General features: G+C 69.8%; 21 protein-coding genes and 1 tRNA gene. 14 read left to right on the forward strand and 8 right to left on the reverse strand.

Features of this window, described 5'->3' with window-relative positions; translation table 11 throughout:
* Positions 1–60: 60 nt before the first annotated feature.
* Both QRN26_RS16990 and QRN26_RS16995 read right to left on the reverse strand, forming a co-directional pair.
* A complete protein-coding gene (locus QRN26_RS16990) occupies positions 61–1,041 on the reverse strand; it encodes a MetQ/NlpA family ABC transporter substrate-binding protein (RefSeq protein ID WP_056011003.1) in 981 nt (326 codons plus the stop codon).
* A 234-nt stretch (positions 1,042–1,275) separates the two neighbouring features.
* The gene (locus tag QRN26_RS16995; protein WP_285037654.1) at positions 1,276–2,547 is read right to left on the reverse strand and encodes a coiled-coil domain-containing protein; all 1,272 of its coding nucleotides are present in this window, start codon (positions 2,545–2,547) and stop codon (positions 1,276–1,278) included.
* A gap of 142 nt (positions 2,548–2,689) precedes the next feature.
* On the opposite strand from QRN26_RS16995, the gene QRN26_RS17000 reads away from it, so the two are divergent.
* On the forward strand, positions 2,690–4,066 hold the full coding sequence (locus tag QRN26_RS17000) for an MFS transporter (RefSeq protein WP_285037655.1): 1,377 nt from the start codon (positions 2,690–2,692) through the stop codon (positions 4,064–4,066).
* Positions 4,067–4,092: 26 nt separating this feature from the next.
* Here the strand turns inward: QRN26_RS17000 and QRN26_RS17005 are convergent, their stop codons facing one another.
* Positions 4,093–4,590 (reverse strand): MarR family winged helix-turn-helix transcriptional regulator, encoded by a 498-nt coding sequence (locus tag QRN26_RS17005; protein WP_285037656.1) that lies wholly within the window; start codon positions 4,588–4,590, stop codon positions 4,093–4,095.
* A 38-nt stretch (positions 4,591–4,628) separates the two neighbouring features.
* Between QRN26_RS17005 and QRN26_RS17010 the strand changes: the two genes are divergently transcribed.
* Both QRN26_RS17010 and QRN26_RS17015 read left to right on the forward strand, forming a co-directional pair.
* A complete protein-coding gene (locus QRN26_RS17010; protein WP_285037657.1) occupies positions 4,629–4,871 on the forward strand; it encodes a hypothetical protein in 243 nt (80 codons plus the stop codon).
* 114 nt (positions 4,872–4,985) lie between these two features.
* The gene (locus QRN26_RS17015; protein WP_285037658.1) at positions 4,986–5,996 is read left to right on the forward strand and encodes a DUF418 domain-containing protein; all 1,011 of its coding nucleotides are present in this window, start codon (positions 4,986–4,988) and stop codon (positions 5,994–5,996) included.
* Positions 5,997–6,032: 36 nt separating this feature from the next.
* Here QRN26_RS17015 and QRN26_RS17020 read toward each other — a convergent pair whose 3' ends face one another.
* Positions 6,033–6,836, reverse strand: a complete 804-nt coding sequence (locus QRN26_RS17020) for an NAD(P)H-binding protein (RefSeq protein WP_285037659.1) — start codon at positions 6,834–6,836, stop codon at positions 6,033–6,035.
* Positions 6,837–6,915: 79 nt separating this feature from the next.
* On the opposite strand from QRN26_RS17020, the gene QRN26_RS17025 reads away from it, so the two are divergent.
* From QRN26_RS17025 to QRN26_RS17040, 4 genes are all read left to right on the forward strand, one after another.
* Positions 6,916–7,329, forward strand: a complete 414-nt coding sequence (locus tag QRN26_RS17025) for a winged helix-turn-helix transcriptional regulator (protein ID WP_056011023.1) — start codon at positions 6,916–6,918, stop codon at positions 7,327–7,329.
* Positions 7,330–7,368: 39 nt separating this feature from the next.
* Positions 7,369–7,770, forward strand: coding sequence for an MmcQ/YjbR family DNA-binding protein (locus QRN26_RS17030; protein WP_285037661.1), 402 nt, complete (start codon positions 7,369–7,371; stop codon positions 7,768–7,770).
* Positions 7,771–7,854: 84 nt separating this feature from the next.
* On the forward strand, positions 7,855–9,369 hold the full coding sequence (locus QRN26_RS17035) for a hypothetical protein (RefSeq protein ID WP_285037663.1): 1,515 nt from the start codon (positions 7,855–7,857) through the stop codon (positions 9,367–9,369).
* Between the two features lie 23 nt (positions 9,370–9,392).
* Positions 9,393–10,775: an LLM class flavin-dependent oxidoreductase gene (locus QRN26_RS17040; protein WP_285037664.1), complete on the forward strand. Its 1,383-nt coding sequence runs from the start codon at positions 9,393–9,395 to the stop codon at positions 10,773–10,775.
* Between the two features lie 12 nt (positions 10,776–10,787).
* Here the strand turns inward: QRN26_RS17040 and QRN26_RS17045 are convergent, their stop codons facing one another.
* The 3 genes from QRN26_RS17045 to QRN26_RS17055 all read right to left on the reverse strand — a co-directional run bounded on the left by QRN26_RS17045 (position 10,788) and on the right by QRN26_RS17055 (position 14,896).
* Positions 10,788–12,026, reverse strand: coding sequence for an acyl-CoA dehydrogenase family protein (locus tag QRN26_RS17045; RefSeq protein ID WP_285037665.1), 1,239 nt, complete (start codon positions 12,024–12,026; stop codon positions 10,788–10,790).
* 144 nt (positions 12,027–12,170) lie between these two features.
* Positions 12,171–13,433, reverse strand: a complete 1,263-nt coding sequence (locus tag QRN26_RS17050; RefSeq protein WP_285037666.1) for an acyl-CoA dehydrogenase family protein — start codon at positions 13,431–13,433, stop codon at positions 12,171–12,173.
* Entirely contained in the window at positions 13,430–14,896 is a 1,467-nt protein-coding gene (locus tag QRN26_RS17055) for an LLM class flavin-dependent oxidoreductase (protein ID WP_285037667.1), read from the reverse strand. The genes QRN26_RS17050 and QRN26_RS17055 overlap by 4 nt, the downstream gene beginning before the upstream one ends.
* A gap of 193 nt (positions 14,897–15,089) precedes the next feature.
* Between QRN26_RS17055 and QRN26_RS17060 the strand changes: the two genes are divergently transcribed.
* From QRN26_RS17060 to QRN26_RS17080, 5 genes are all read left to right on the forward strand, one after another.
* Complete coding sequence (locus QRN26_RS17060; RefSeq protein ID WP_056011040.1) at positions 15,090–15,626, forward strand: TetR/AcrR family transcriptional regulator; 537 nt, start codon at positions 15,090–15,092, stop codon at positions 15,624–15,626.
* Entirely contained in the window at positions 15,623–15,985 is a 363-nt protein-coding gene (locus QRN26_RS17065; RefSeq protein ID WP_285037668.1) for a DMT family transporter, read from the forward strand. Before QRN26_RS17060 ends, QRN26_RS17065 begins: the two co-directional genes overlap by 4 nt.
* Positions 15,982–16,308, forward strand: coding sequence for a DMT family transporter (locus QRN26_RS17070; protein ID WP_200921155.1), 327 nt, complete (start codon positions 15,982–15,984; stop codon positions 16,306–16,308). Before QRN26_RS17065 ends, QRN26_RS17070 begins: the two co-directional genes overlap by 4 nt.
* 45 nt (positions 16,309–16,353) lie before the next feature.
* Entirely contained in the window at positions 16,354–16,965 is a 612-nt protein-coding gene (locus QRN26_RS17075) for a GNAT family N-acetyltransferase (protein ID WP_285037669.1), read from the forward strand.
* Between the two features lie 107 nt (positions 16,966–17,072).
* The gene (locus QRN26_RS17080) at positions 17,073–17,588 is read left to right on the forward strand and encodes a hypothetical protein (RefSeq protein ID WP_285037670.1); all 516 of its coding nucleotides are present in this window, start codon (positions 17,073–17,075) and stop codon (positions 17,586–17,588) included.
* A gap of 128 nt (positions 17,589–17,716) precedes the next feature.
* On the opposite strand, the gene QRN26_RS17085 is transcribed toward QRN26_RS17080, so the two are convergent.
* The gene (locus QRN26_RS17085) at positions 17,717–19,402 is read right to left on the reverse strand and encodes a hypothetical protein (protein ID WP_285037671.1); all 1,686 of its coding nucleotides are present in this window, start codon (positions 19,400–19,402) and stop codon (positions 17,717–17,719) included.
* A gap of 290 nt (positions 19,403–19,692) precedes the next feature.
* Between QRN26_RS17085 and QRN26_RS17090 the strand changes: the two genes are divergently transcribed.
* Both QRN26_RS17090 and QRN26_RS17095 read left to right on the forward strand, forming a co-directional pair.
* Positions 19,693–19,765 (forward strand) — tRNA-Arg (locus tag QRN26_RS17090).
* A 332-nt stretch (positions 19,766–20,097) separates the two neighbouring features.
* Complete coding sequence (locus tag QRN26_RS17095; protein WP_285037672.1) at positions 20,098–21,501, forward strand: ApeA N-terminal domain 1-containing protein; 1,404 nt, start codon at positions 20,098–20,100, stop codon at positions 21,499–21,501.
* Positions 21,502–21,504: the final 3 nt, after the last annotated feature.

Raw genomic sequence — 21,504 nt, forward strand, 5'->3', positions numbered from 1 at the left:
AGCTGCTCCTCTCGCGGGACGGCCGCCCGGGAGCTCCCGGGCGGCCACTGCGTGGTCGTCCTATCCGGCTTCGGTCTGGAGCTCGGCGAGCTTGTCGCGGAGCTCCTTCACCGGCACCTGGACGAGGATCGAGTTCCCGGCGAACTCGTCGTCGAGGGCCTCGGCGACGCGCGGGTCGGCGTAGGTCTCCTCGAGGATCTTCCAGGCCGGGTTGTCCTTGTCGTCCTCACGGGTGGCGACGACGTTGACGTAGGGCAGGTTCTTCTCGGAGAGCGAGTCGTCGAGGAAGAGGGCGTCGTCCTTGGTGATGTTCTGACTCGGGTCGAAGTACGAGGTGCCGACGACGACGGCGGCGAGCGACGGGTCGTCGAACTGCTGCGGGATGCTCGTCGCCGGCAGCGGCACGAACTGGAGGTTCCGCTCGTTCGCGGTGACGTCCTCGACGGTCGGGAAGTTGCCGGCGTCCGCGGCGATCTCGATGAGGCCGGCCGCGGCGAGGATGTTCAGCGCGCGACCACCGTTCGACGGGTCGTCGGGGATCGCGACACGGGCGCCGTCGGCGAGGTCCTGCACGTCACCGAGCGTCTTCGAGAAGATGCCCCACTGCGTGATCACGGTCGAGAACACCGGCGTGAGGTCGGCGTCGTTCTCCGCGTTGAAGGCGGAGAGGTAGAGGATGTGCTGGAACGCGTTCGCGTCGACGGTGCCGGCGACGAGCTCGGTGTTCGGGAGCACCCAGTCCTTCACGTTGACCCACTCGACGTCGAGGCCCTTCTCGGCGGCGACCTCCTTCACGGCGTCCTGGAACTGCGTGTCCTCGGACACGGCGATCTTGACGCTGAGCCGTTCGGCGGGTGCGCCGGATCCGGTCGCGGCGTCGGCGGCGCCGTTCTGGCCGCCGACGACGACCGACACGGCGATCGCGATGGCGGCGACGGCGACGGCCGCGATCCCGCCGATCAGTATGGTTCGACGCTTCCGTTTGCCGGCGGCGATCGACTCCCGCAACTCGCTCGGTCCTGGTCCGGTCTGCTCGGTCATGAGTGGTCCTCGAATCTGTCTGTGGGTGCACTGGTGCGTGCACGGGGACAGTCTCCACAGGAGTTCGAGACGACGCTCGTCACGTTACCGAGGGCGGGTCACAGTTCGAGATGAAACGTAAACGCCGGGCGCTCGGCGGCGGAACGACCTACACTGCGGCACGTCGACGAGCCCGACGGCGGCCTCCGGCGACCCAGTCCCGTCGGCCGAGGCCTCACGCAGCCGAGGCCTCACTCAGCCGAGGTCGTACCGTGCGAGGGCGTCCGCGTCCTGGGCGATCCGCGAAGCCCGGCGAGCGGCGTCGAGCGCCTCGACCGGATCGGCCGCAGCAGCCGCCTCGGCCAGCGCGAGTTGGCGCTTCGCCTCGGCCAGCCGGGTCCTGGCGTCGGCACCCACCCGGTCTCGGTGCGCGGAGATGACGTCAGCCGCGATGCGCAGGTTGCTGTCGGCCGTGAACATCGCCCCCCGCATCGCCTCACGGGCGTTGTCGAGGCGCCGCCGTTCACTCCGAGCCGTCGCGAGGGCGGCGTCCAGCTCGATGTCGGCGGCGCGCACCGACTCGAGGCGTCGAGCGGGATCCGGCAGGATGCGCTCGCCGTCCGGCGAGGTCGCGGACTCGGCCAGCAGGAGGGCGCGGTTCGCGCGGTCGATCGCTCCGGCGATGACGTCGGCCGTCTCCGGTCGCTCCGCCGACTCGCGGAGCTCAGCCGCTTCGACGACGACCGTCCGGAGTTCCCGAGCCGCCGCAGCGAGCTCGGTCTCCGCGGCGCCGATGCCCGCAAGCGAACGTTCGACGGCGTCGAGCCGGTCCTCCGCCTGCTGCAGCTCCCGACCGAGGCCGTGGAGTGCCGCAGCGGTCGGGCGTCCGTCGGCGATCCGCTCGGCCGCGTGCCGCGCGTCCTCCACCGCCTGGTCGACCGTCGTCTGCGCGGTACGACGGAGCACCCGGGCGTCCTCGACGGCGCTCGCCGCGTACCGTTCGGCGGCCGACGCGATCGCGAGCCCGGTCGTGGTCAGTCGTTCGCGCGCCCGGTCGATGCGTCGCTGGAGGTCTCCGAGGAGGTCGGGGGCGGAGCGCTCGGCACCACGCCGTTCGGCGAAGCCGCGCAACCGGGCGGTGAGGGTGCGCTCGACGTCCTCGCAGAGGTGGACGATGCGTTCGTTCCACTCGCGCCGCTGCCGCTCGGTGTCGGCGACCTCGTCCTCGAGGGCCTGGCGCAGTCGGAAGGCCTCGCCGAGTGCGGCTCGCGCCGCGGCGACGTCGGCGGCGTATCCGCGTGCGGCCTCGCGTCCGAACTCGGCCTCGGCGAACCCGACCTCGTCCTCGGCCTCACGGACCGCGTCGTCGGTGCGGACGAGCGCGATGCCGGCGCGTCGGTGGAGGTCGTCGATCGACGCGATCGGGGTCTTCGGGGTGCGTCGGCGCAGGAACGCGAGGAGGAGCCAGACGATGATGCCGACGCCGCCGAAGACGATCAGCGAGGGGAGCCACCACAGGTCGACCATGATCTCCAGTCTACGAACGCGGGGCGGAGGATGGGCTGGGAGGTGGAGCTGCGGACAGCGCTCCGTGTGGGTCGTTCCGACGCCTGTCGAGCTTCCTCGCGCTGGCGACTGGAGCGTCGGAACCCGGGTCTACGCTGAGGCCATGACCCGCCAGCAGCGCCTCGTGCTCACGATCGCGATCCTCTCGTCGTTCGTCGCGTTCCTCGACGGCTCGGTCGTGAACGTCGCGCTGCCGGCGATGACGAAGGAGCTCGGCGGTGGCCTCATCGTGCAGCAGTGGGTCGTCGACGCCTACCTCATCACGCTCGGTTCGCTGATCCTCCTCGCGGGGTCCCTGTCCGACGCGTTCGGGCGCATCCGCATCCTCCGCATCGGGCTCATCGGCTTCGGCGTGACGTCGATCCTCTGTGCGGTCGCGCCGACCGCCGAGGTGCTCATCATCGCCCGCCTCCTCCAGGGCGGTGCGGCGGCCCTGCTCGTGCCGAGTTCGCTCGCCATCATCATCTCCACCTTCAGCGGCGTCGCGCAGGGCAAGGCGATCGGCACCTGGACGGCGTGGACGGGGGCCGCCGGCATCACCGGTCCGCTGCTCGGCGGGGTGCTCGTCGACACCCTGTCGTGGCGGCTCATCTTCGCGATCAACATCATCCCGATCCTCGTCACGCTGTTCCTCATGATGCGTGCCGACCGGGTGCCGGAGCCCGAGCACCGTCCGCGCATCGACTTCGTCGGCGCCGTGCTCGGGGCGGTCGGGCTCGGAGGTCCGGTGTTCGCCCTCATCGAGCAGGAGCGCTACAGCTGGGACAGCCCCATGCTCCTCGTGCCGCTCATCGTCGGTGTCCTCTCCTTCATCGCCTTCCTGTGGTGGGAACGCCGGCACCCCGATCCGATGCTGCCGCTGTCGTTGTTCCGCGTGCGCAACTTCGGCTTCGGCAACATCGCGACGGTCTTCATCTACGGTGCGTTGTCGCTCGGGTTCTTCGCGATCGCCGTGTTCATCCAGCAGACGGCCGGCTTCAGCGCGACCCTCGCGGGGATCGCGACGCTCCCGCCGACGCTCGTCATGCTCGCGTTGTCGTCCTGGTTCGGGAAGCTCGCCGGCACGCACGGGCCGCGGTTGTTCATGACCCTCGGACCCATCGTCGCGGGTGTCGGCTTCCTCCTGATGATGGGTGCCCAGCAGGATCTCGACTACTGGCTCCAGTTGTTCCCGGGCATCCTCCTCGTCGGTCTGGGGCTCGCGATCACGGTCGCGCCGCTCACCGCCGGCATCCTCGGGTCGATCGACCCGGCCCATGCGGGCATCGGCTCGGCCGTGAACAACGCGGTGTCGCGGGTGGCCGGACTCGTGACGATCGCGCTCGTCGGCATCATCGCCGGTGGTGCGCTCGGCGTCGGGGGATTCTCGCGGGTGGTGCTGGCCACGGCGGTGTTCATGTTCGTGGGCGGCCTGGTCTCGTTCGTCGGGATCCGGAACCCCAAGGCCGCGGCGGAACCGGCGCCGGCGCCCGCTGCCTGACCCGCTCCGACCGCTCGTCGCGTCGGTCAGCTCGGTTCGACGGTGGTGCCCGTGACGGCCGGGGCCGTGGTCGCCGCACCGATGACCGCGTGGAGCATCTCGCGGAGCTGTGTCAGATGGTCGGCGTCCATGCGCAGTTCCTGCATGACCCGGTGAGGGATGGCCTCCGCCTGTGTGCGGAGCTCGCGGCCGGCGGTCGTGAGGGAGACGTCCAGGACGCGCTCGTCCAACCGGCTGCGGTCGCGCCGGACGAGCCCGGCCGCCTCGAGCCGCTTGAGGAGCGGCGACAGCGTGGCCGGCTCGAGCTGCAGCGCACCGCCGAGGTCTTTGACCGACCGCGGGCTGTGCTGCCACAGCGCGAGCATCACGAGGTACTGCGGATGGGTGAGCCCGAGGGGTTCGAGGATCGGGCGGTAGAGCGAGATGACGCTTCGTGACGCGACGGCGAGGGCGAAGCAGACCTGGTTCTCCAGCTGGAGGAGGTCGTCGGCCGTGGCGACGGTGGGGGATTCGTTGGCGGTCACGGTCCCATCGTACCCAAATGATTAGTACACTCATCAATATGAGTGAGAAGCGATCCTTCCGGGAGTCCGTCCGAGAGGCGGGCGGCCTGTACGGCTGGGTGAACGGACGGATGTGGAAGGTGCTCGGGCCACCGCCGCTCGGTCCGTACAACGAGGAGCCCCTGCCGCCGTCGGCCCAGTCGGGGTGCCCGATCTGTGGCCAAGCCATGTCGGAACACATCGTCGACCGCACGACCGGCCCGCGCACGCAACTGCACTGCCCGAAGGCGCCCGCCGCCTGACGCCCGACGCCCGGCGCCCGCAGGTGGATCGAGATCATCCTCTGGGTGCATGCGTCTCCCGCGGTGAGCTGCTGTACTACTGATATGTCTTATGCTTCGCCCAGTAGCCCCGCCATGCCCAGTCCCTCCGCGACCCCGACGGCCTCGCCTGCTCGTCGGTGGCAGCTCATCGACGCCCTCCGCGGCTTCGCGCTCGCCGGCATCCTCTTCGTCAACGTCCCCGACATCACCCGACTCGGCCAGGACATCCCCTTCGACGAGCGGCACGCGACCACGATGGACCTCGTCCTCGAGTTCGCCGTGCAAACTCGGTTCGTCCCGATCTTCGCCTTCCTCTTCGGCATGAGCGCCATGTTCGTCATCGAGGGTGCGCGCCGACGCGGTGTGCACCCGCTCCTGCCGATGCTGCTGCGCTACCTCGCACTGTTCGTGATCGGCTTCGCCCACGCCTTCCTCTACCCGGGCGAGATCCTCCGCGAGTACGCGATCTGCGGCCTCCTCATGCTGCCGATCGTGCTGTGGGCGCCGCGCTGGGTGACGCTCGGCCTCGGCGTCACCCTAACGGTCGCCGCCTACGCCCTCACCGGGGGTGGGCTCGCCACGCTCCCCGGTCTCCTCCTCGCCGGAGCCGGAGCGGCCGCCTACGGGCTGCCCAAGGTGCTCGACGCCGGCGGACGCCCGGTGTGGATCGCCTTCGCCGGCGCGGTGGTGCTCGCCGTCCCCGCGCTGTGGTGGCAGACGACGGAGCCCGGAGACCCCCGTTTCACGACCGCCGGTGGCATCGCGGGCGGCGTCCTCGCCATCGTGTACGTCACGGGCTTCGCGCTGCTCTGGCAGACGCCGGTCCGTCGGGCACTCGCCCTCGTCTTCGAACCGCTCGGGCGGATGGCACTCAGCAACTACCTCGGTGCCTCCGTCGTCCTCGCCCTCGTCGCACTGGTCGTGCCCTTCCGCGAGTTCGACGACCTCGCGCTCGTCAGCCTCGGCGCGCTCGTCCTCATCGCGATCCAGTCGGTGCTCAGCCGCCTCTGGCTGCGCCGATTCCAGTACGGACCGATCGAATGGCTCTGGCGGATGGCGACCTGGCGTCGCGTGGTCCCGTTCCGGAAGCCCGCGCTCGGCTGAGGCCCAGCCCGGCTCGGGCGCGCAGGTGACCGACGATCACGGTGAGGGCACCGCGACGGCAGACGCCGCCACGGCCACGGCGTCGGCGGGTTCGCGACCGAGGAGGTGACGGAGATCGTCGCCCGTTCCCGCGAGGAACCCGTGGCGGACCGCACTGAAGATCGACAGCAGCATCGGTGGCTGGAACGGCTTGAGCGGGGCGTGCGCGAGCGCCTCCCGGCGTTCGGCGAGCGACGTCGACTGGAGCCCGACGCCCAGATGATCGACCACCTGACCGGCGGTGATGGGGGCACCGACGAGATCGTACCGGCGTCCGACGTGGGTGCCCGGCGTCATTGCGACGACGGCGGCGGCCTCGGCGAGGTCGGCTCGGGTGACGGCGGCGAGCGCCCCGTCGCCGAAGGCCGAGTGGAGTGATCCACCGGACCGCTCCAGCAACGAACCGAAGAGCTCCGCGTACAGGCCGTTCCGGAGGATGGTCCAGGAGAGCGGGCTGCGCTCCAGCCGCCGCTCCGTCCACCGGTGTGCGAGCGCGAACGCGAGGTGGTCGCCGGCCGTCGCGAGGCTCGTGTAGACGACGTGCCGGACCCCGTCGCGTTCGGCCGCGGCGATCGCCGTCTCGTGGCGGGCGATCACGACGTCGTCCTCGGCTTCGCCGGCCGAGACGAGGACCAGCGTGTCGACGCCGAGGAAGGAGACGCTGTCCGCGTCGTCGAAGTCGATCCGTCGGGCGCCATCCCGCCCGCTGCGGTTGCTCGCCAGGGGTGCGGCGCCCCGAGCGGTGAGTGCGTCGAGGATGGCGCTGCCGAGTTGGCCGGTGGTTCCGGTGACGAGGATCATTTCAGGGCCTTTCGGTGTTCAGGATGATGACTCGGACGAGTCTGCGACCCCCGCTGAACACCCACAAGAAGGCACTTGCATGTCACTCACGCACACCGCGGTAACCGCCGACCTCGAACCCTGCGGCAAGGAGGGGCACCCGGATTGCGGCATCCGCGACGTCCTCGACCGCATCGGCGACACGTGGTCGGTGCTCGTCGTCGTGGAACTCGCGTCGGGTGAGCGACGGTTCCGTGAGCTGCAGCGCGCGATCGACGGGATCTCCCAGCGGATGCTGACGCTGACCCTTCGTCGACTCGAACGCGACGGCCTCGTCGAGCGGACCGTGTTCCCGACCGTGCCGGCGCAGGTGTCCTACGCGCTCACCTCCTCCGGCGCAGCCCTCTCCCACCTCGTCAAGACGCTCGCCGACTGGTCCCTCGAGCAGCGGCCGGCGATCACGGCGTCCCGCGCGGCGTACGACGCGGCGCACCCCGGCCACGGCATCCGATGACCGCTGCCGCTTGACGTCCGTGAGGAGTAGCGTCGGCGCATGGAGCATCCGATCGTGCACGACGCCGACGATCCCTTCGTCGAACGGGTCCGGCAGGTGTGCCTCGCCTACCCGGAGGCGGTCGAGACGTTCGGCCACGGCCGCCCGCGCTTCAAGGCGGGGAAGCGGGTCTTCGTGACCGTCGGGTCGGAGATGCGCGTCCCGCACAGCATCACGTTCACCCCGGCCGAGGAGGAGCGCGGAGCTTGGCTCGAGGACGAGCGGTTCTGGTCGCCGAAGTACGACGGGCCATCGGGGAAGCTCGCGTTCGACGCTGGACTCGACGGTGACGACGGGCGCACGCTCGACGGCGTCGACTGGGAGCTCATCGCCGAACTCATCGACACCTCGTATCGCCAGGTCGCCCTCATGCGGCAGCTGCGCGCGCTCGACGCCCGCTGACGGCGGAGACCTCGCCCCACGGACGGCACCATGCCAGACTGACGACCGGGGGAGCCGTGCGCTGCGGTTCGAGGACGGGGAGCTGTGAGCGACGACGGATCCGGGACGCGGATCGCCGATCCCGAGCCCGACGCGGTGCCGTCCGGCAGTCCGACGCCGGCCGGTCGAGCAGGTGCCGGAAGCCTCGCCGTGGGGCTCTCGCGCATGAGCGCCTACCTGCGACGCAGCGCCGTGCTCGCCGCAGCGACGATCGTCGTGGTCTCCGTGGTCGTCGGTGTCATCGCCGCGTGGGGGATCCTCGACCGGCAGATGGAGTACCGCGACGGCGACGGGTACCGGATCACCGGAGGTGGCAACCCGGCGACCTGGTCCGACGCCGTCTCCTTCTCACCCGCGGGCGAGTGGTACAGCGTCCTCGGCACCATCGGAACGTACCTCTGGTTCGCCCTCGCGGTCGTGCTCCTGCTCGTGCAACCGGCGACCGAGCTCGGCGGACGATGGGCCAGGTCCCGCGGATTCGGTGCGTTCTTCGGACTCGTCCCGGTGGCCGTCGTCGGCCTCGCGATCTGCGTCATCGCAGCGGTCAGGATCGACGGGAGCAATTCGCCCGGTTGGCTCGTGGGTTGGACCTCCTTCGGGACCGTCGTGTGGTTGGTGGTGGTCTACGGGCTGCCGATCCTGCTCGCCGTCGCGGCGATCGTCGGCCTCGCGAGGCTCGCCGACCGCGGGAGACGGCGCCGCTTCCTGCTCGTCCTCGGTGCCGTCCTCGCGGTCGCGGTCCTCGCCGGATCGCTCGGGCTCTTCCGCCCGCCACCGCTCGAGCCGGTGGCCGGTCCGCCCCTCGGTGGGGAGGCCGCGGCGTTCACGCAGGCCCTGGAACCGCTCGACGGCGTGGCGTCCGTCGACGTCCTCGGTGCGGGGGCCACGGTCCTCATGGACGCCGACGCCGGCGCCGACGAGGTGCTCGCCGCCGCCCTGGCCGCGCGTCAGGTCTCGGAGGAGCAGGCCGCCGCAGCTCAGGACGCCAGGGTCCAACCCGCCATCGTCATGGTCGTCCTGGCCCGCGAGTCGAGCGGCACCGATCAGGCCGCCGACGACCCGCAATCGGCGCCCTGGCGGCTGCAGCTCGTCCCCTCCGAGTTCCCGGCGGACACCCTGCCCACCCAGGTGGATCGGTTGCTGCGGGCGGAGGCGCTCGGCATCCAGATGGTCATCACGGGCGATCGGCCGGCGATCACCGTCCCCTCGATCGCCGCGTTGCCGGGCGTCGTCGCGGCCTTGGCCGAGATCGCCCCCGACGGAGCCTACGTCTCGGTCCCCGAACGGTTCTCGATGGTCTTCGACCCGCTCGACCTGAGCCCGGCGATGGTCGACGCGATCGTCGGTGTCGTCGTCGCGAACCCGAACGCGGAGTTCGAGCTCACCGCTCAGCCGAAGCTCTACGTGAACCACGTGACCCCTGAGGCCGCCGCCGCGATCGACGCGATCCTCCGGGACCCGGCGCTCGCCGGGACGAGCCCCTCCGGGTATCCCGCCGAGTACCAGATCCACACGATCGGCCCCGACGGCGACGTGTACCTCGAGGGCACCTTCGGCTGACGCCCTGCCGGTAACGTGTGGGGATGACCTCCGAGCAGCCCTCCCGTCTCCAGTTCGGCGCCTTCGTGATGGACACGGGTTCGCACATGCAGCACGGACTCTGGCGGCACCCGGACGCCCGGCAGCACACCTTCGACGACGTGCAGCTCTGGGTCGACCTCGCGAAGACGCTCGAGCGCGGACGCTTCGACACGATCTTCTTCGCCGACGTCGTCGGGGTCTACGGCGGCGCCGGTGCGTCGTTCGACGTCAACGCCCGCGAGGGCATGCAGCTGCCGAGCAACGATCCCTCGATGCTGCTGTCGGCGCTCGCCATCAGCACCGAGCACCTCGGACTCGCCTTCACCTCGTCGATCCTGCAGGAGCACCCGTTCACCTTCGCGCGGAAGATCTCGACGATCGACCACGCGTCCGGCGGCCGGGTCGGCTGGAACATCGTCACGAGCTTCCTCGAGAACGCGGCACGCAACTACGGCCTCGACCGTCTCGTCGACCACGACGAGCGGTACGCGTGGGCGGAGGAGTACGTCGAGGTCGTCGGCAAGCTGTGGGAGGGCTCCTGGGACGACGGCGCACTCCTCGCCGACAAGCCCAGCGGCGTCTTCGCCGACCCGACGAAGGTGCACCGCATCGACCACGTCGGCGAGCGGTACCGCGTCGAGGGTCCGCACCTGTCGTCGCCGTCGCCGCAGCGCTCGCCGTTGCTGTTCCAGGCGGGTTCATCGGGTGCCGGCAAGGCGTTCGCCGCGAAGGTGGCCGAGGTGCAGTTCATGATGGCGCCGAGCATCGAGGCCGCCCGGGCGTCGGCGGAGTCCACACGCGCCCTCGTCGCATCGACCGGTCGCGACCCACGCGACGTGAAGTTCTGGCAGGCGATGTCGTTCATCGTCGGCAGCACCGAGGAGGAGGCGAAGCGCATCGAGGCCGAGTACGACGAGTACCTCTCCGCCGACGCGTTCCTCGCACACTCCAACCTCGGGACGGACCAGGCGACGGGGAAGCCGATCGACCCCGAGACGCCGCTGAAGGACGTCGAGACGCAGGGCGGCCACAGCATGCTCGAGGCGCTCAAGGCCCTGTCGCCGGATCGCGAACCGACGGTGCGCGACCTCGCGAAGCTCACGGCGAAGCTCCGCGGCCGCGTCGTGGGGACGCCCGAGCAGATCGCCGACCACCTCGCCGAGTGGCGGGCCGCGGGGATCGACGGCATCAACGTCGCCAACTGGATGATCCCGTCGAGCTACGAGGTCTTCGTCGACGAGGTCATGCCGGTGCTGCAGGAGCGTGGGCTCGCGCAGCGCGAGTACGCCCCGGGGACGCTCCGGGAGAAGCTGTTCGGCGCCGAGCCGACGCTGCCGGAGACGCACCCGCTGCGCGCGTACCGCGGGGCGTTCGCCGGTCGCTGAGGCCGGGGTGGGCTACTCCGGCTTCGCCGTACCGACGGCCCAGACGAAGGGCGGCGGGGTGCCGTTGATCGACCAGTCGCCGACGATCCGCGTCTTGTAGATCACCGGGTTGTGGGAAGCGACCGTGCGCGCGTTCCGCCAGTGCCGGTCGAGCGCGTTCGTCCGACTGACCGCAGAAGCGCCCAGGGTGTTGAAGAGCAGCGTCGCCGAGCGCGGAACGAGCTCCGACAGCACCACCTGCGCCTGAGCCGAACGGATCTCGGCCTCGATGTTCGCGTGCAGGTCGTCCGCGGAGTCACGGTCGGCGGCGGTGATCGATGCCCGCTCGATGGCCACGGCGACGCCGAGGACCGTCTGCTTCGCGACGAACGCGATCGAGGAGATCTCGCCGACGACCGCCTGGATCTGGCCGTCGTCCTTCACGAGCGGCGCGAGCCCGTGGCTGTAGACGCGGGTGCGGGCGCGGATCTGCTCGCCGGCCTCGCGCTCCACCGCGGCAGCGATGCCCGCGTGCACCGCGATGAGCACGTGCTGGTAGAGCGCCGTCTGGTACCGGAAGCGGTCGCTGAACGCGTGCACCTGGTCGGCGTCGACGACGGCGTCCTCGAACACGATCGTGCCGGTGCCGGTGAGCTGCTGGCCGAAGCCGTCCCAGTCGTCGGCGATCGAGACGCCCGGCTGGTCGGTGCGCACCAGGACGGTGACCTCGGTGTCGGGCTGCCCCTCGACGACGAGGCGCGCGGTCGCGTCGGTCCAGTCGGCGTAGATGCTGCCCGTCGTGTAGAACTTGCGGCCGTTCACGACGTAACGGCCGTCGCGCTCGGTGACGACCGTGCCGGACACGCCCAGCGCGCCGGAACCGACCTCGCTCCAGGCGTTCCCGACGATCTCACCGGCGACGAAGCGTTCGAGCCACGCCGTGCGGCGGTCGCTCGGCGCCGCGACGAGCTGGTCCTCGACGAGGGCGATGTGGCCGCGGAAGATCTGCGGCAGGTTCGAGTCCGCGGCGGCGAGTTCGATGAGCAGCTCGGTGAACTCGGGGAAGGTGAGGCCGGAGCCACCGAACTCGGTGGGGACGCGGAGGGCGCCGAAGCCGGCGGCGGCGAGCTGCCGCACCTCCTCGCGCGGGAGCCGGTGCTCGAGCTCGCGCTCGACGGCACCCGCCTGGATCTCCGCGAACAGCGGGAGGAGGTGCTCGCGGGCGGCCGCGAAGCCGACCGGACGGGCGGTGGAGGTGGGTGCGGAGGACATCTGGTTCCGTTCCGTTGGCGGCTGGGGCCCTTCGACAAGCTCAGGGACCGGTGATGGGTGCTCAGGGACCGGTGATGGGGTGCTCAGGGACCGGCGGTCGTCCGGTCCCTGAGCCTGTCGAAGGGCGGGGCAGGGGCGGGTGGCCTAGGTGTACAGCGAGATGGGCTGCAGCTCGCCGTTCAGGTGGTTGGCCCCGACCTCGAGCTTCTTGTAGTCGACCGGGTCGTGGAGGGAGTGCGTGCGCACGTTGCGCCAGAACAGGTCGAGGCCCACGGACGCCTTCGCCGAGCTCGAACCGGTGACCTCGAAAATGCGGTTCGAGACCTCGATGCCGAGCTCGGTCGACACGACCTTCAGCTTCGCGATCTCGATGGCGATCGCACCGCGGTCCGCCGCCGTCACCTCGGCACCGCGGGCGATGACGCGGTCGAACCGGGCGTTGGTGCGGTCCGCGAGGGCTTCGACGGCGGCGATCGAGGAGACGAACTCGCCGACGACGCGCTGCACGAACGGGTCGTCGCGGTAGGTCTCGGCGTGGCTCAGGAACCAGGCGTTCTTGCGGGCGCGGACGAGCTCGGTGCCCTGCGCCAGCGCCCCCTCCGCGATGCCCAGGTAGAGGTTGCCGAAGGCGAGCTGGATGCCGGGCGTCACGAGCGAGGAGAACGGTTCGTCGCCGACGGTGCCGAGGACGTCGGCCTGCTCGACGAGGACGTCCTCGAAGCGCACCGATCCGGACGCCGACAGTCGCTGCCCGAGCGCGTCCCAGTCGCCGAGGTAGGCGATGCCGTCGCGGTCGTGGTCGAGGACGAACTGGTAGATCGTGCCGTCGTGGTCGCCACCGCGGACCACGGCGTTGACGAGGATGACGTCGCCCGCCGAGGCGCCCGTGGAGAAGCGCTTCAGGCCGTTGAGGCGGAAGGCGTCGCCGTCCTGCGTGAGCGAGAGGTCGGGGTCGGTCGGGTTGACGGAGTCGCCCCAGATCCACCGGCCGGCGACCGTCTTCCGGTGCCACTCGGCCTGGGTGGCCGGTTCCGCGGTGAAGCCGATGTTGCCCGCGTTGATGTAGTGGTACGCGAGCAGCTGGCCGATGGAGGCGTCAACGCGCGACAGGATGCGGATGACCCGGAAGGCGCTCTCCCAGTGCCCGCCTCCGCCGCCGAACTCGGCCGGGTCGAGCAGGTTGACGAGCCCGGCGTCGCGGAGGAGGTCGAGTTCGTTCGTGGGGTCGAGGTTGGCGCGGTCGCGCTCGAGGACGTCGACGGCGAGCCGGGTCGCGACCTCGGTGGCGACGGCGTCCCAGCGCGCGAGCTCGGCCTCGTCGGCGTTGCCCGACCAGTACGTGCGCCCTTCGGGGACCTGCCGCCCGGTCACTGAGCCTGTCGAAGTGCTGATCGTGTCGATGCTCATGCTGAAGCTCCTTCGGTGGCGTAGGCGTTGTCGTCGGCGGTGTCGGTGTCGAACAGGGACGGCGCGGTGTCGTCGGCGGCACTCGGCCGCCCGGGGTAGGCGCCGCGGTACCGGTGGGCGGGGTGCCACTCGGGGATCACGGGCGAACCCGTGCCGTTGAGGCGCCCACGGAGGGTGCCCGCCGGGTACTCGTCCCACACCCGGCCGCGGCGGCGGAGTTCCGGCACGAGGAGGTCGACGACGGCCTCGAACGTGCCCGGCGTGATGACGTAGGCGAGGTTGAACCCGTCGGTGCCGGCCACGTCGATCCAGCGTTCGATCTCGTCGGCGACCGTCGCCGCGCTGCCGACGAACACCGGGCCGATCCCGCCGATGCCGATGTAGTGGGCGATGTCGCGCGGCGTCCACTCGCGGTCCGGGTCGGCGAGCGTGAAGATCGCGAGCGCGGACCGGGCGGCGTCGGTGTCGACGTACTTGAGTGGCTTGTCCGGGTCGAAGGAGGACAGGTCGAGGCCTGACCAGCCGCCGTAGAGGGTGAGGGCGCCGTCGAGCGAGACGTACTGCTGGTACTCCGCGTACTGCGCCTGCGCCTCCTCGTCGGTCTCGGCGACGATCGCGGTGGCGAGCGTGAGGATCTTGACGCTGTCGCGAGGGCGCCCGAGGGCTTCGGCGCGGTCGCGGATGTCGTCGGTCGTCTTGCGGGTCAGCTCGGGGACGAGTCCGTTGATGAAGACGGCCTCGCCGTGGGTCGCGGCGAACTGGCGGCCGCGGGCGGAGGCGCCGGCCTGGAAGATGACGGGCGTACGCTGCGGCGACGGCTCCGAGAGGTGGATGCCGGGCACCTGGAAGTGCTCGCCGTGGTGATCGATCGGGTGGACCTTCGTCGGGTCGGTGTAGACGCCGTTCTCGCGGTCGATGACGACGGCGCCGTCCTCCCACGACCCCTCCCACAGCTTGTAGGTGACGTCGAGGAACTCCTCGCCGATGCCGTAGCGGTCGTCGTGCCCGATCTGCTGGGTCAGTCCGAGGTTGCGGGCCGCCGAGTCGAGGTAGGAGGTGACGACGTTCCAGCCGATGCGCCCCTTCGTGAAGTGGTCGAGCGTCGAGAACCGGCGGGCGAGCGCGTAGGGCAGTTCGTAGGTGGACGCGACGGTGACGCCGAAGCCGAGGTGCTCGGTCGCCTTCGCCATGGCGGACACCTGGATGACCGGGTCGCCGACGGGGAGCTGGGCGGAGTCGATGAGCGCGGGTGCCGAGGAGTGCCGGTAGACGTCGTAGATGCCCACGACGTCGGCGATGAACAGGGCGTCGAAGGTGCCGCGCTCGAGGAGCTTGGCGAGGTCGATCCAGTAGTCGATGTCGTTGTACCGGTGGGCCTCGTTGGCCGGGTGCTTCCACAGGCCGGGAGCCTGATGGGTGACGCAGCTCATGTCGAACGCGTTGAGGATGATGCGCTTGCTCACAGGGATACCACCGGGTCGTCTCGTCGAGGCTGGGTCCGGCGGCCGGTCACGGCGCCGTCCAGCACGACGGTACTCGCGGGCTCCGAAGCTCGCGAGGGCCCCGAAACAGAGCGTCACATGGTGCGACGGAGCCGCCTCGGCGCTCGGTTGCTTCCCAGCATTACTTTACCTTACGTAAGCTAAAGTAACTCGCATGAGACCCAGTGCACGGAACGAGATCCTCGACGCGGCCGTCCGCGTCGTCGACGCCTCAGGCGAGGCGAACATCACCTACGAGGCGGTCGCGCAGGAGGTCGGCCTGACGAAGGCCGGGCTGCGGTATCACTTCCCCTCGCGCGACGCGATGATGATCGCGGTCATCGAGCACGTCGTCGGCCGCTGGCAGCGTGAGCTCGTCGAGGAACTGGGTGGGCCGCTCGAGGAGTCCACCCTCGAGGAGCGGGTGCGGGCCTTCGTCACCTTCGCCGGTGACGGTGGCGCGAGCCAGGGCGAGTTCGTCGTGTTCGCGGAGGCGGTCCGCCGCCCCGAGCTCGCGGCTCCCTGGCTCGAATACCTGCGCACCTGGTTCGGCTTCGGCGAGGACGCCGACGCCACCACCCTGCTCCTCGTCTGGCTGGCGGCGAACGGCCTCTGGATCGCCGAGGCGACCGGCATCATCGACGTCGGCCGCGAGCAGCGTGCCGAGCTCGTCGCACGGCTGCTTGCACTCGCCGGAGGTGGTTCCCGATGAGGAAGTGGCTCATCCTCTCCGCGGCCATCCTGCTGGAGGTCACGGCGACGCTCTCGCTCCGTGGCGCGATCGAGGATCCACGGTGGGTGATCCTCGCGGTGGTCGGCTACTCGGGTTCCTTCGTCGCGCTCTCCCTGCTGCTCCGGATGGGCGTGCCGATCGGTGTCGTGTACGGCATCTGGGCGGCCGCCGGGGTCGCGCTCACCGCGGTGCTCGCGTCCGTCGTGTTCGGTGAGCAGTTCACCCTCCCGATCGGGATCGGCATCGCGATCGTGATCGCCGGGGTGGTGCTCGTCGAGACCGGTCACGGGCCCGACGCGGCGAAACCCGCCGCATCGACCGAGGAGGTCGGCGCATGATCTGGTTGCTCCTGGCCGGTGCCATCGTCACCGAGGTCACCGCGACGCTCTCCCTCCGCGCCTCCGAGGGCTTGCGGAAGAAGCGCTGGATCGCGCCCGTCGTCGTCTCCTATCTCACGGCCTTCGGGCTCCTCACGATCGCCCTCGCGAACGGGATGCCCGTCGGCATCGCGTACGGCATCTGGGCCGCCTGCGGTGTCGCGCTCACGGCGATCGGTGCGCGCGTGCTGTTCAAGGAAAAGCTCACCCCGCGCATGATCGTCGGCATCGGCTTGATCGCCGTCGGCGTGCTCGTGATCGAACTCGGCTCGCAGGCGCACTGACCCGCACCGCTCGTCACCACACCCCGCCCACCCGAACGGAGTCCCATGTTCACCATCGCCCCCGCCTCGCCCGCCGACCTGGAGGACGCCGCGGCCGTGCTCGCGACCGCCTTCCGAGAGGACACGGTCACCTCGACGCTCGTCTCCGGTGCCGACCGTGGCCGCCGGCTCGCCCTCCTGTTCGAAGCGATGCTGCGTTCGAGTGCGGCGTCGAGCAGTCGCGTCGACCTGGCCCGACGTGACACGGACGGCGTCGTCCTCGGTGTCGCCGTCTGGGAGACGCCGGACGCACGTCACTCCCTGCTCGACCAGGCGCGGCAGTTGCCGATGTTCGTCCGTGCACTCGGCCTGCGCGGACTTCCCCGAGCCATGCGCCTGCAGCGGACGCTCGCACAGCACCGCCCGGCCGAACCGCACTGGTACCTCGCACAGATCGGTGTGGGCGACGGCGCTCGCGGAGCCGGTGTCGGGGGTGCGCTGCTCGAATCGCGGCTGCGTGCCATCGACGCCGATGCGCTCCCCGCGTACCTGGAGTCGTCGAACGAGCGCAACCGCGCCCTGTATCGGCGGAGCGGGTTCCGGAGTATCGCGTCGATCGCGGGCATCCCGGGCGTGGCGCCGGCCGCGATGTGGCGGGACGTCGTGCGGCCTGCCTGAGCGCGGTCGGGCGGGGTGGGGACCGCTCCCCATTGAGTCGGTGGCCGGTCTGCGCCATCCTCGTCGTGGGTGGAACAGCCCGCAACCGACAGCCTTGGGGGGCTCCTGTGGACAGCAACACGCTCGCGATCATCGCCATCCTCGTCCTGCTCGCCATCGTCGGGTTGGGGGTGTTGAAGGGGCTCGGGCGTCGGAAGATCCGCGAGGCCGGCGAGAGCAAGCAGGCCAGAATCCCCGCGACCCTGCAGGAGTTCGGCCGCTCCGTCATCCTCGGCACCGACGCTGCGAGGGCCGTCGCACTCGTCGAGGGCCTGCCGAAGAGCCGGTTGAAGTCGCTGCGTCCGGGGGTGTGGGGACTGAACCAGATCTCGAAGGAGGACGCCGTCATCGAGGTGTGGCCGGCGGGCTCCGGATCCGAGGTGCTCGTCACCTCGCTCGAGGAGAACTTCGGGTTCCCGCAGGGCCTCGACGGCTGGCAGAAGTTCGCCGCTCAGCTGGAGGCCGCCGCGACCGCGCAGGGCGTCTCCGTCCAGCGTGGTGCCCGTGCCTTCCGCTACCAGCCGGCGCCCGCGAACAGCCTCGACCGCGCGCACTGGGTGCTCGAGAAGGTCGTCGCGCGGTAGCCTCCGGTCGCTGAGCCTGACCCCGGTCCCCGAGCCTGTCGAAGGGTCAGCCACCTCCGGTCCCTGAGCCTGTCGAAGGGTCAGCCACCTCCGGTCCCTGAGCCTGTCGAAGGGCTCGTTCCGGCTCGCTACAGGTTCCCGAGGTACGCCAGGCGCTCGCCGCCGAGCTCGATCGCGAGCGCCCGCTGCCGCTTCACGCGCCGCCATCGCACGATGAACAGGACCGTTCCGACGGCCGTGAGCGCGAGGCTGACGCCGAGCATGATCGGCCCGGTGGCCCCGAGCTCCTCCGGGTCGACGGACAGCAGCGCGCCTGCGAGGATCCCGACGCCGCCGAGGCAGGTGCCGGCGTAGGCTCCGGCCGCGAACAGGCGTGACGCGGGGATCGGTCCGAGGAAGTGCTGCAGGAGGACGGGTGGGAGGCCTCTGCGGCGTTGTTCCGGTCCGCGGCTGTCGAGCCAGTCGAGGGAGAAACGCTGGGCGATGCTGATCTCGCGGGCGCGAGCGATACCGCCGACGATCCACGCGACGAACGCGAGCAGCGCCGACCCGACCACCGCGACCGCGACGAAGGCGTTGGCGTCGCTCGGCAGGCGGTCGAGGACGCCTTCGGCGATGGCCGCCCCGAAGATCGCGAGCAGGGCGACACCGGCGAGGCCGAAGAGGATCCGGTCGCAGATCTTCCGGAGGGTGCGCGCGCCGATCGTCGCTGGGATGGGCTGGAGGTGGACGACGTCGTCATCGTCGGCGAGCCACGACCGCATTCGCCCTCGGTCCTGCGGCGGGACCCACGACGGGAGCTCGCGCTGGTCGTCCGGGTCGACCCGTTCCGCGTCCCGGTTGCCGAGCGATCCGTTCCGGTCCCCGAGCTTGTCGAGGTGCACCCGGTCGACGACCTGTTCCGCGGCCAGTCGGGCGGGGTCGTCCGGTCGTCGGAACCGGTCGTCGTCGCTGGTGTCGTCCTCAGCCTCCAGCGGGTCGGACTCGTCTTCGACGACCGACCCGTATTGCGGTGCGGGCGGGACGAACGGGGCCGGGTCCGAGTCCGGGGCGTCGGTCGTCACCGGCGGTGCATCCGCGGCACGGTGCGTTGGGTCGGGCGCCGTGCCCTGCGCGATCCGCGTCGCTTCCTCCCGGATGCTCCGGCCGAGCGGCCCGGCGGCCTGCACCACGGCGTCCAGCAGCTTCACGTCGCCCGAGGCCTCCGCTGCCGTGATGCAGTCGGCGATGAACCCGCGTCGACCGATCGTGACGTTCGAGCCCTTCCCGGCGAGCGAGCGGGAGATGCGTTCTCGGCCGACGTCGAGCGGGTCCTGGCCGGTGGCGTCGGGGATGCCGCTGCCGGCGATGAGTGCGACGAGTGGCACGAGGTCGGAGGTGGGGAGGCTGCGGAGCCAACCGCCGTTCATGATGATGCGTGCCCGCGCGCCGGTGTCGGTCGTGATGCGGAGGCTGAGGACCGGGGTGGTCGCGGCGGGATTGCGGGTGAGGAGTTCGCCGCTCACGATGGAGCGGAGCGGGACCGCCTGGCCGCCGAGGAGCGCGGTGCCGCGGACGGCGTCGACGCCGACGGGGCGGAAGGCGGTCGCGAGATGGAGCAGGCAGATGCCGGCGGTGATGAGGAAGAAGACCGGAATGGTGACGAGTGCTGTGGGCGCGATGTCGAAGATGCTGTCGACGACGCTCCCGGTGATCCAGCCGAGGACGGCGGCGAGGATGCCGGACAGGACCAGGATGAGGACGAGGTTCGACCGGACCGGAGGACGGCCGATCATCGTGTGGCTGTCGACGGTCGGTCCTGATGCTGCGTGCACGTGTCTCCTCCAGCGGGTGGTCGCATCGACTGTTCCATGCCGGTGTCGTTCCTGTCGAGCGCGACGCCCTGGCCCCGCGCTTGTCCCCGGTCCCTGAGCTTGTCGAAGGGCCGCGCCGCTCTGGTCCGCAACCCGTTCCGCGGACCCGGCCACTCCGGTCCCTGAGCCTGTCGAAGGGCGACCCACCCAGATCCCTGCCCCCGTCCAGGCTCGATTGGCGTCTGAGGCCTCCGTGTTGTAGGCTCTACTTCGGCCTGCCGAGCCGAAGTTCTCTTCTCTCAGCAAGCAATGCGCCCGTAGCTCAACGGATAGAGCATCTGACTACGGATCAGAAGGTTGGGGGTTCGAATCCCTTCGGGCGCACAGTAAAAATCCCGCTTGACCAGGTAATCATTGGTCAGGCGGGATTGCTGTTTCGGGCCTAGCGCGGATTCACCCCACGTTTGTGGCCAACTCCACGGAGCTCTACCCTGCTGATTCGTACCGGTCGGGAGCCACCTTTCGCACCGCATCATCCGTGCAACCGGCGAGCCCGATACCTGTGCGAGGCTGGCCCTTGGGAAGGTAGTACTGGCTCGTCGCAGACGCGGTGTTGCCGATCCAGTAGCGGCTAGTACTTCCGACGGGCCGCGGAACTGCTGATCCTCCGTCAGTACCTACGATGGACGCGACGACCGAGGGAGAGCCTGTAGCTGATGGACAAGAGCATGCGCCCCGACGACCGCCGTGTCGGCATCTTTCTGCATTCTTCAGATGACAACGAGCCGTTCGCTGTCGGGACACTGTGGCTCGACCCTGACCGCGGTGTGACGGCCGAAATTCCTTTCTTCCCGAACATCCAGCCCCAATTCACGACTCCCGCCAGATGGTTCGCGGACGGGCCGCCCGAGAACATTCACTTCCGAAGCGAGCACCTTCAAGTCGGAATGTTCGGCTGTACCCGCTCTCGGGTTTCGTCCCCGATGCACATCGATGTCGGCGGTCTCCGGGTTCGCGAGACAGTGCTGACGGAAAGGACCGGGCCGGTTGAAGACCCGCTGACGGTCTCGACCTTCAGTTCGCGAATTGATGGTCTGACTGAGTGGACGAGGCTCTCGTCGGTGAGCTGGTCGGGGGAGCAAGTCGCGGACGAGCGAGGGTCGCGACGACGGCGGGTCACTTACGTCATCGAACAAGCTCAGGGGCTGTCATGGGCGCAAGGTGAGGCCCGCATGTCCTTGAACACGACCTGGCGACCAAAGGAGAACGCGCCAAGGAACGGCGTGCATATGGAGGACGATGTGGTTCTCCGGTCGAAGTTCTCCAGTCCTCGACCCATCGCGGACCATCTGGCCGAGCATCGAAAGTTCCGTGACCTTCTCCAGTTCAGTTACGGAATTCCGGCATCGTTCCGCGGTCACCAGGTGCGGGACAGCCGTTTCCCGACGCTCTCCGCGGTGGGTGATGTTGTCGCGGTCGAGAGTCAGGACGTCTTCTGCAGCATTACCGTCCCGGAGCACTTCCGGGAGCCGCTCGGGTCAAACGCCCTGAGTTTTCCAATTGTCCGCATAGACGACGTCACCGCTGACACCCTCACGCTGTGGGCGCACAAGTACGACGCACTCAAACGGGTCATCTACCCGACCAGTGGTGTGTTGCGACGTTCCGGGCTCTTTGCCGAGGACAAAGTGCTCAACGGTGCCATGAGCGTTGAAGCACTCGGACGGCTCCTTCCTCCCGCGCCGGGAGAGGCCGCCACCTTCAGCAAACACTCGAAGCGGAAGACAACCGCGACAGACTTCTACCGAGCGATGGACTACTTGGGTGTAGATGTCTCAGCTATCGCTGGGCACCGCAGTCATCTCGCATGGGCGATGGCGAATACGTACAACCGAGTGAAGCATGCCGACCGCGGCGACTTCCCTGAGGGCGTTCACTCTCACGTGTCCGGGATGCTGACGCTCGTGTTGGTGAGGCTCGCCCTGCTGAAGCTCTTGCTCCCGATGAGCCCGGCCATACAGAGCTTTGTCGATGGGTGGGGCTTCGGGCAGGTCGTGGAGTCGATACGGCAGCGAGGAGTGCGCGCGGACGCCTTGGGGGAGTTCGTGACCGAGAGCTGAGGC

It is taken from the genome of Plantibacter sp. ME-Dv--P-095 (genome assembly GCF_030209365.1).
Lineage (GTDB): Bacteria > Actinomycetota > Actinomycetes > Actinomycetales > Microbacteriaceae > Plantibacter.

What these genes read in the sequence shown, in the direction of transcription:
- QRN26_RS16990 (WP_056011003.1), bottom strand. Translation starts at nt 1,041, where the DNA reads ATGACCGAGCAGACCGGACCAGGACCGAGCGAGTTGCGGGAGTCGATC.
- QRN26_RS16995 (WP_285037654.1), bottom strand. Translation starts at nt 2,547, where the DNA reads ATGGTCGACCTGTGGTGGCTCCCCTCGCTGATCGTCTTCGGCGGCGTC.
- QRN26_RS17000 (WP_285037655.1), top strand. Translation starts at nt 2,690, where the DNA reads ATGACCCGCCAGCAGCGCCTCGTGCTCACGATCGCGATCCTCTCGTCG.
- QRN26_RS17010 (WP_285037657.1), top strand. Translation starts at nt 4,629, where the DNA reads ATGAGTGAGAAGCGATCCTTCCGGGAGTCCGTCCGAGAGGCGGGCGGC.
- QRN26_RS17015 (WP_285037658.1), top strand. Translation starts at nt 4,986, where the DNA reads ATGCCCAGTCCCTCCGCGACCCCGACGGCCTCGCCTGCTCGTCGGTGG.
- QRN26_RS17020 (WP_285037659.1), bottom strand. Translation starts at nt 6,836, where the DNA reads ATGATCCTCGTCACCGGAACCACCGGCCAACTCGGCAGCGCCATCCTC.
- QRN26_RS17025 (WP_056011023.1), top strand. Translation starts at nt 6,916, where the DNA reads ATGTCACTCACGCACACCGCGGTAACCGCCGACCTCGAACCCTGCGGC.
- QRN26_RS17030 (WP_285037661.1), top strand. Translation starts at nt 7,369, where the DNA reads ATGGAGCATCCGATCGTGCACGACGCCGACGATCCCTTCGTCGAACGG.
- QRN26_RS17040 (WP_285037664.1), top strand. Translation starts at nt 9,393, where the DNA reads ATGACCTCCGAGCAGCCCTCCCGTCTCCAGTTCGGCGCCTTCGTGATG.
- QRN26_RS17045 (WP_285037665.1), bottom strand. Translation starts at nt 12,026, where the DNA reads ATGTCCTCCGCACCCACCTCCACCGCCCGTCCGGTCGGCTTCGCGGCC.
- QRN26_RS17050 (WP_285037666.1), bottom strand. Translation starts at nt 13,433, where the DNA reads ATGAGCATCGACACGATCAGCACTTCGACAGGCTCAGTGACCGGGCGG.
- QRN26_RS17060 (WP_056011040.1), top strand. Translation starts at nt 15,090, where the DNA reads ATGAGACCCAGTGCACGGAACGAGATCCTCGACGCGGCCGTCCGCGTC.
- QRN26_RS17065 (WP_285037668.1), top strand. Translation starts at nt 15,623, where the DNA reads ATGAGGAAGTGGCTCATCCTCTCCGCGGCCATCCTGCTGGAGGTCACG.
- QRN26_RS17070 (WP_200921155.1), top strand. Translation starts at nt 15,982, where the DNA reads ATGATCTGGTTGCTCCTGGCCGGTGCCATCGTCACCGAGGTCACCGCG.
- QRN26_RS17075 (WP_285037669.1), top strand. Translation starts at nt 16,354, where the DNA reads ATGTTCACCATCGCCCCCGCCTCGCCCGCCGACCTGGAGGACGCCGCG.
- QRN26_RS17095 (WP_285037672.1), top strand. Translation starts at nt 20,098, where the DNA reads ATGGACAAGAGCATGCGCCCCGACGACCGCCGTGTCGGCATCTTTCTG.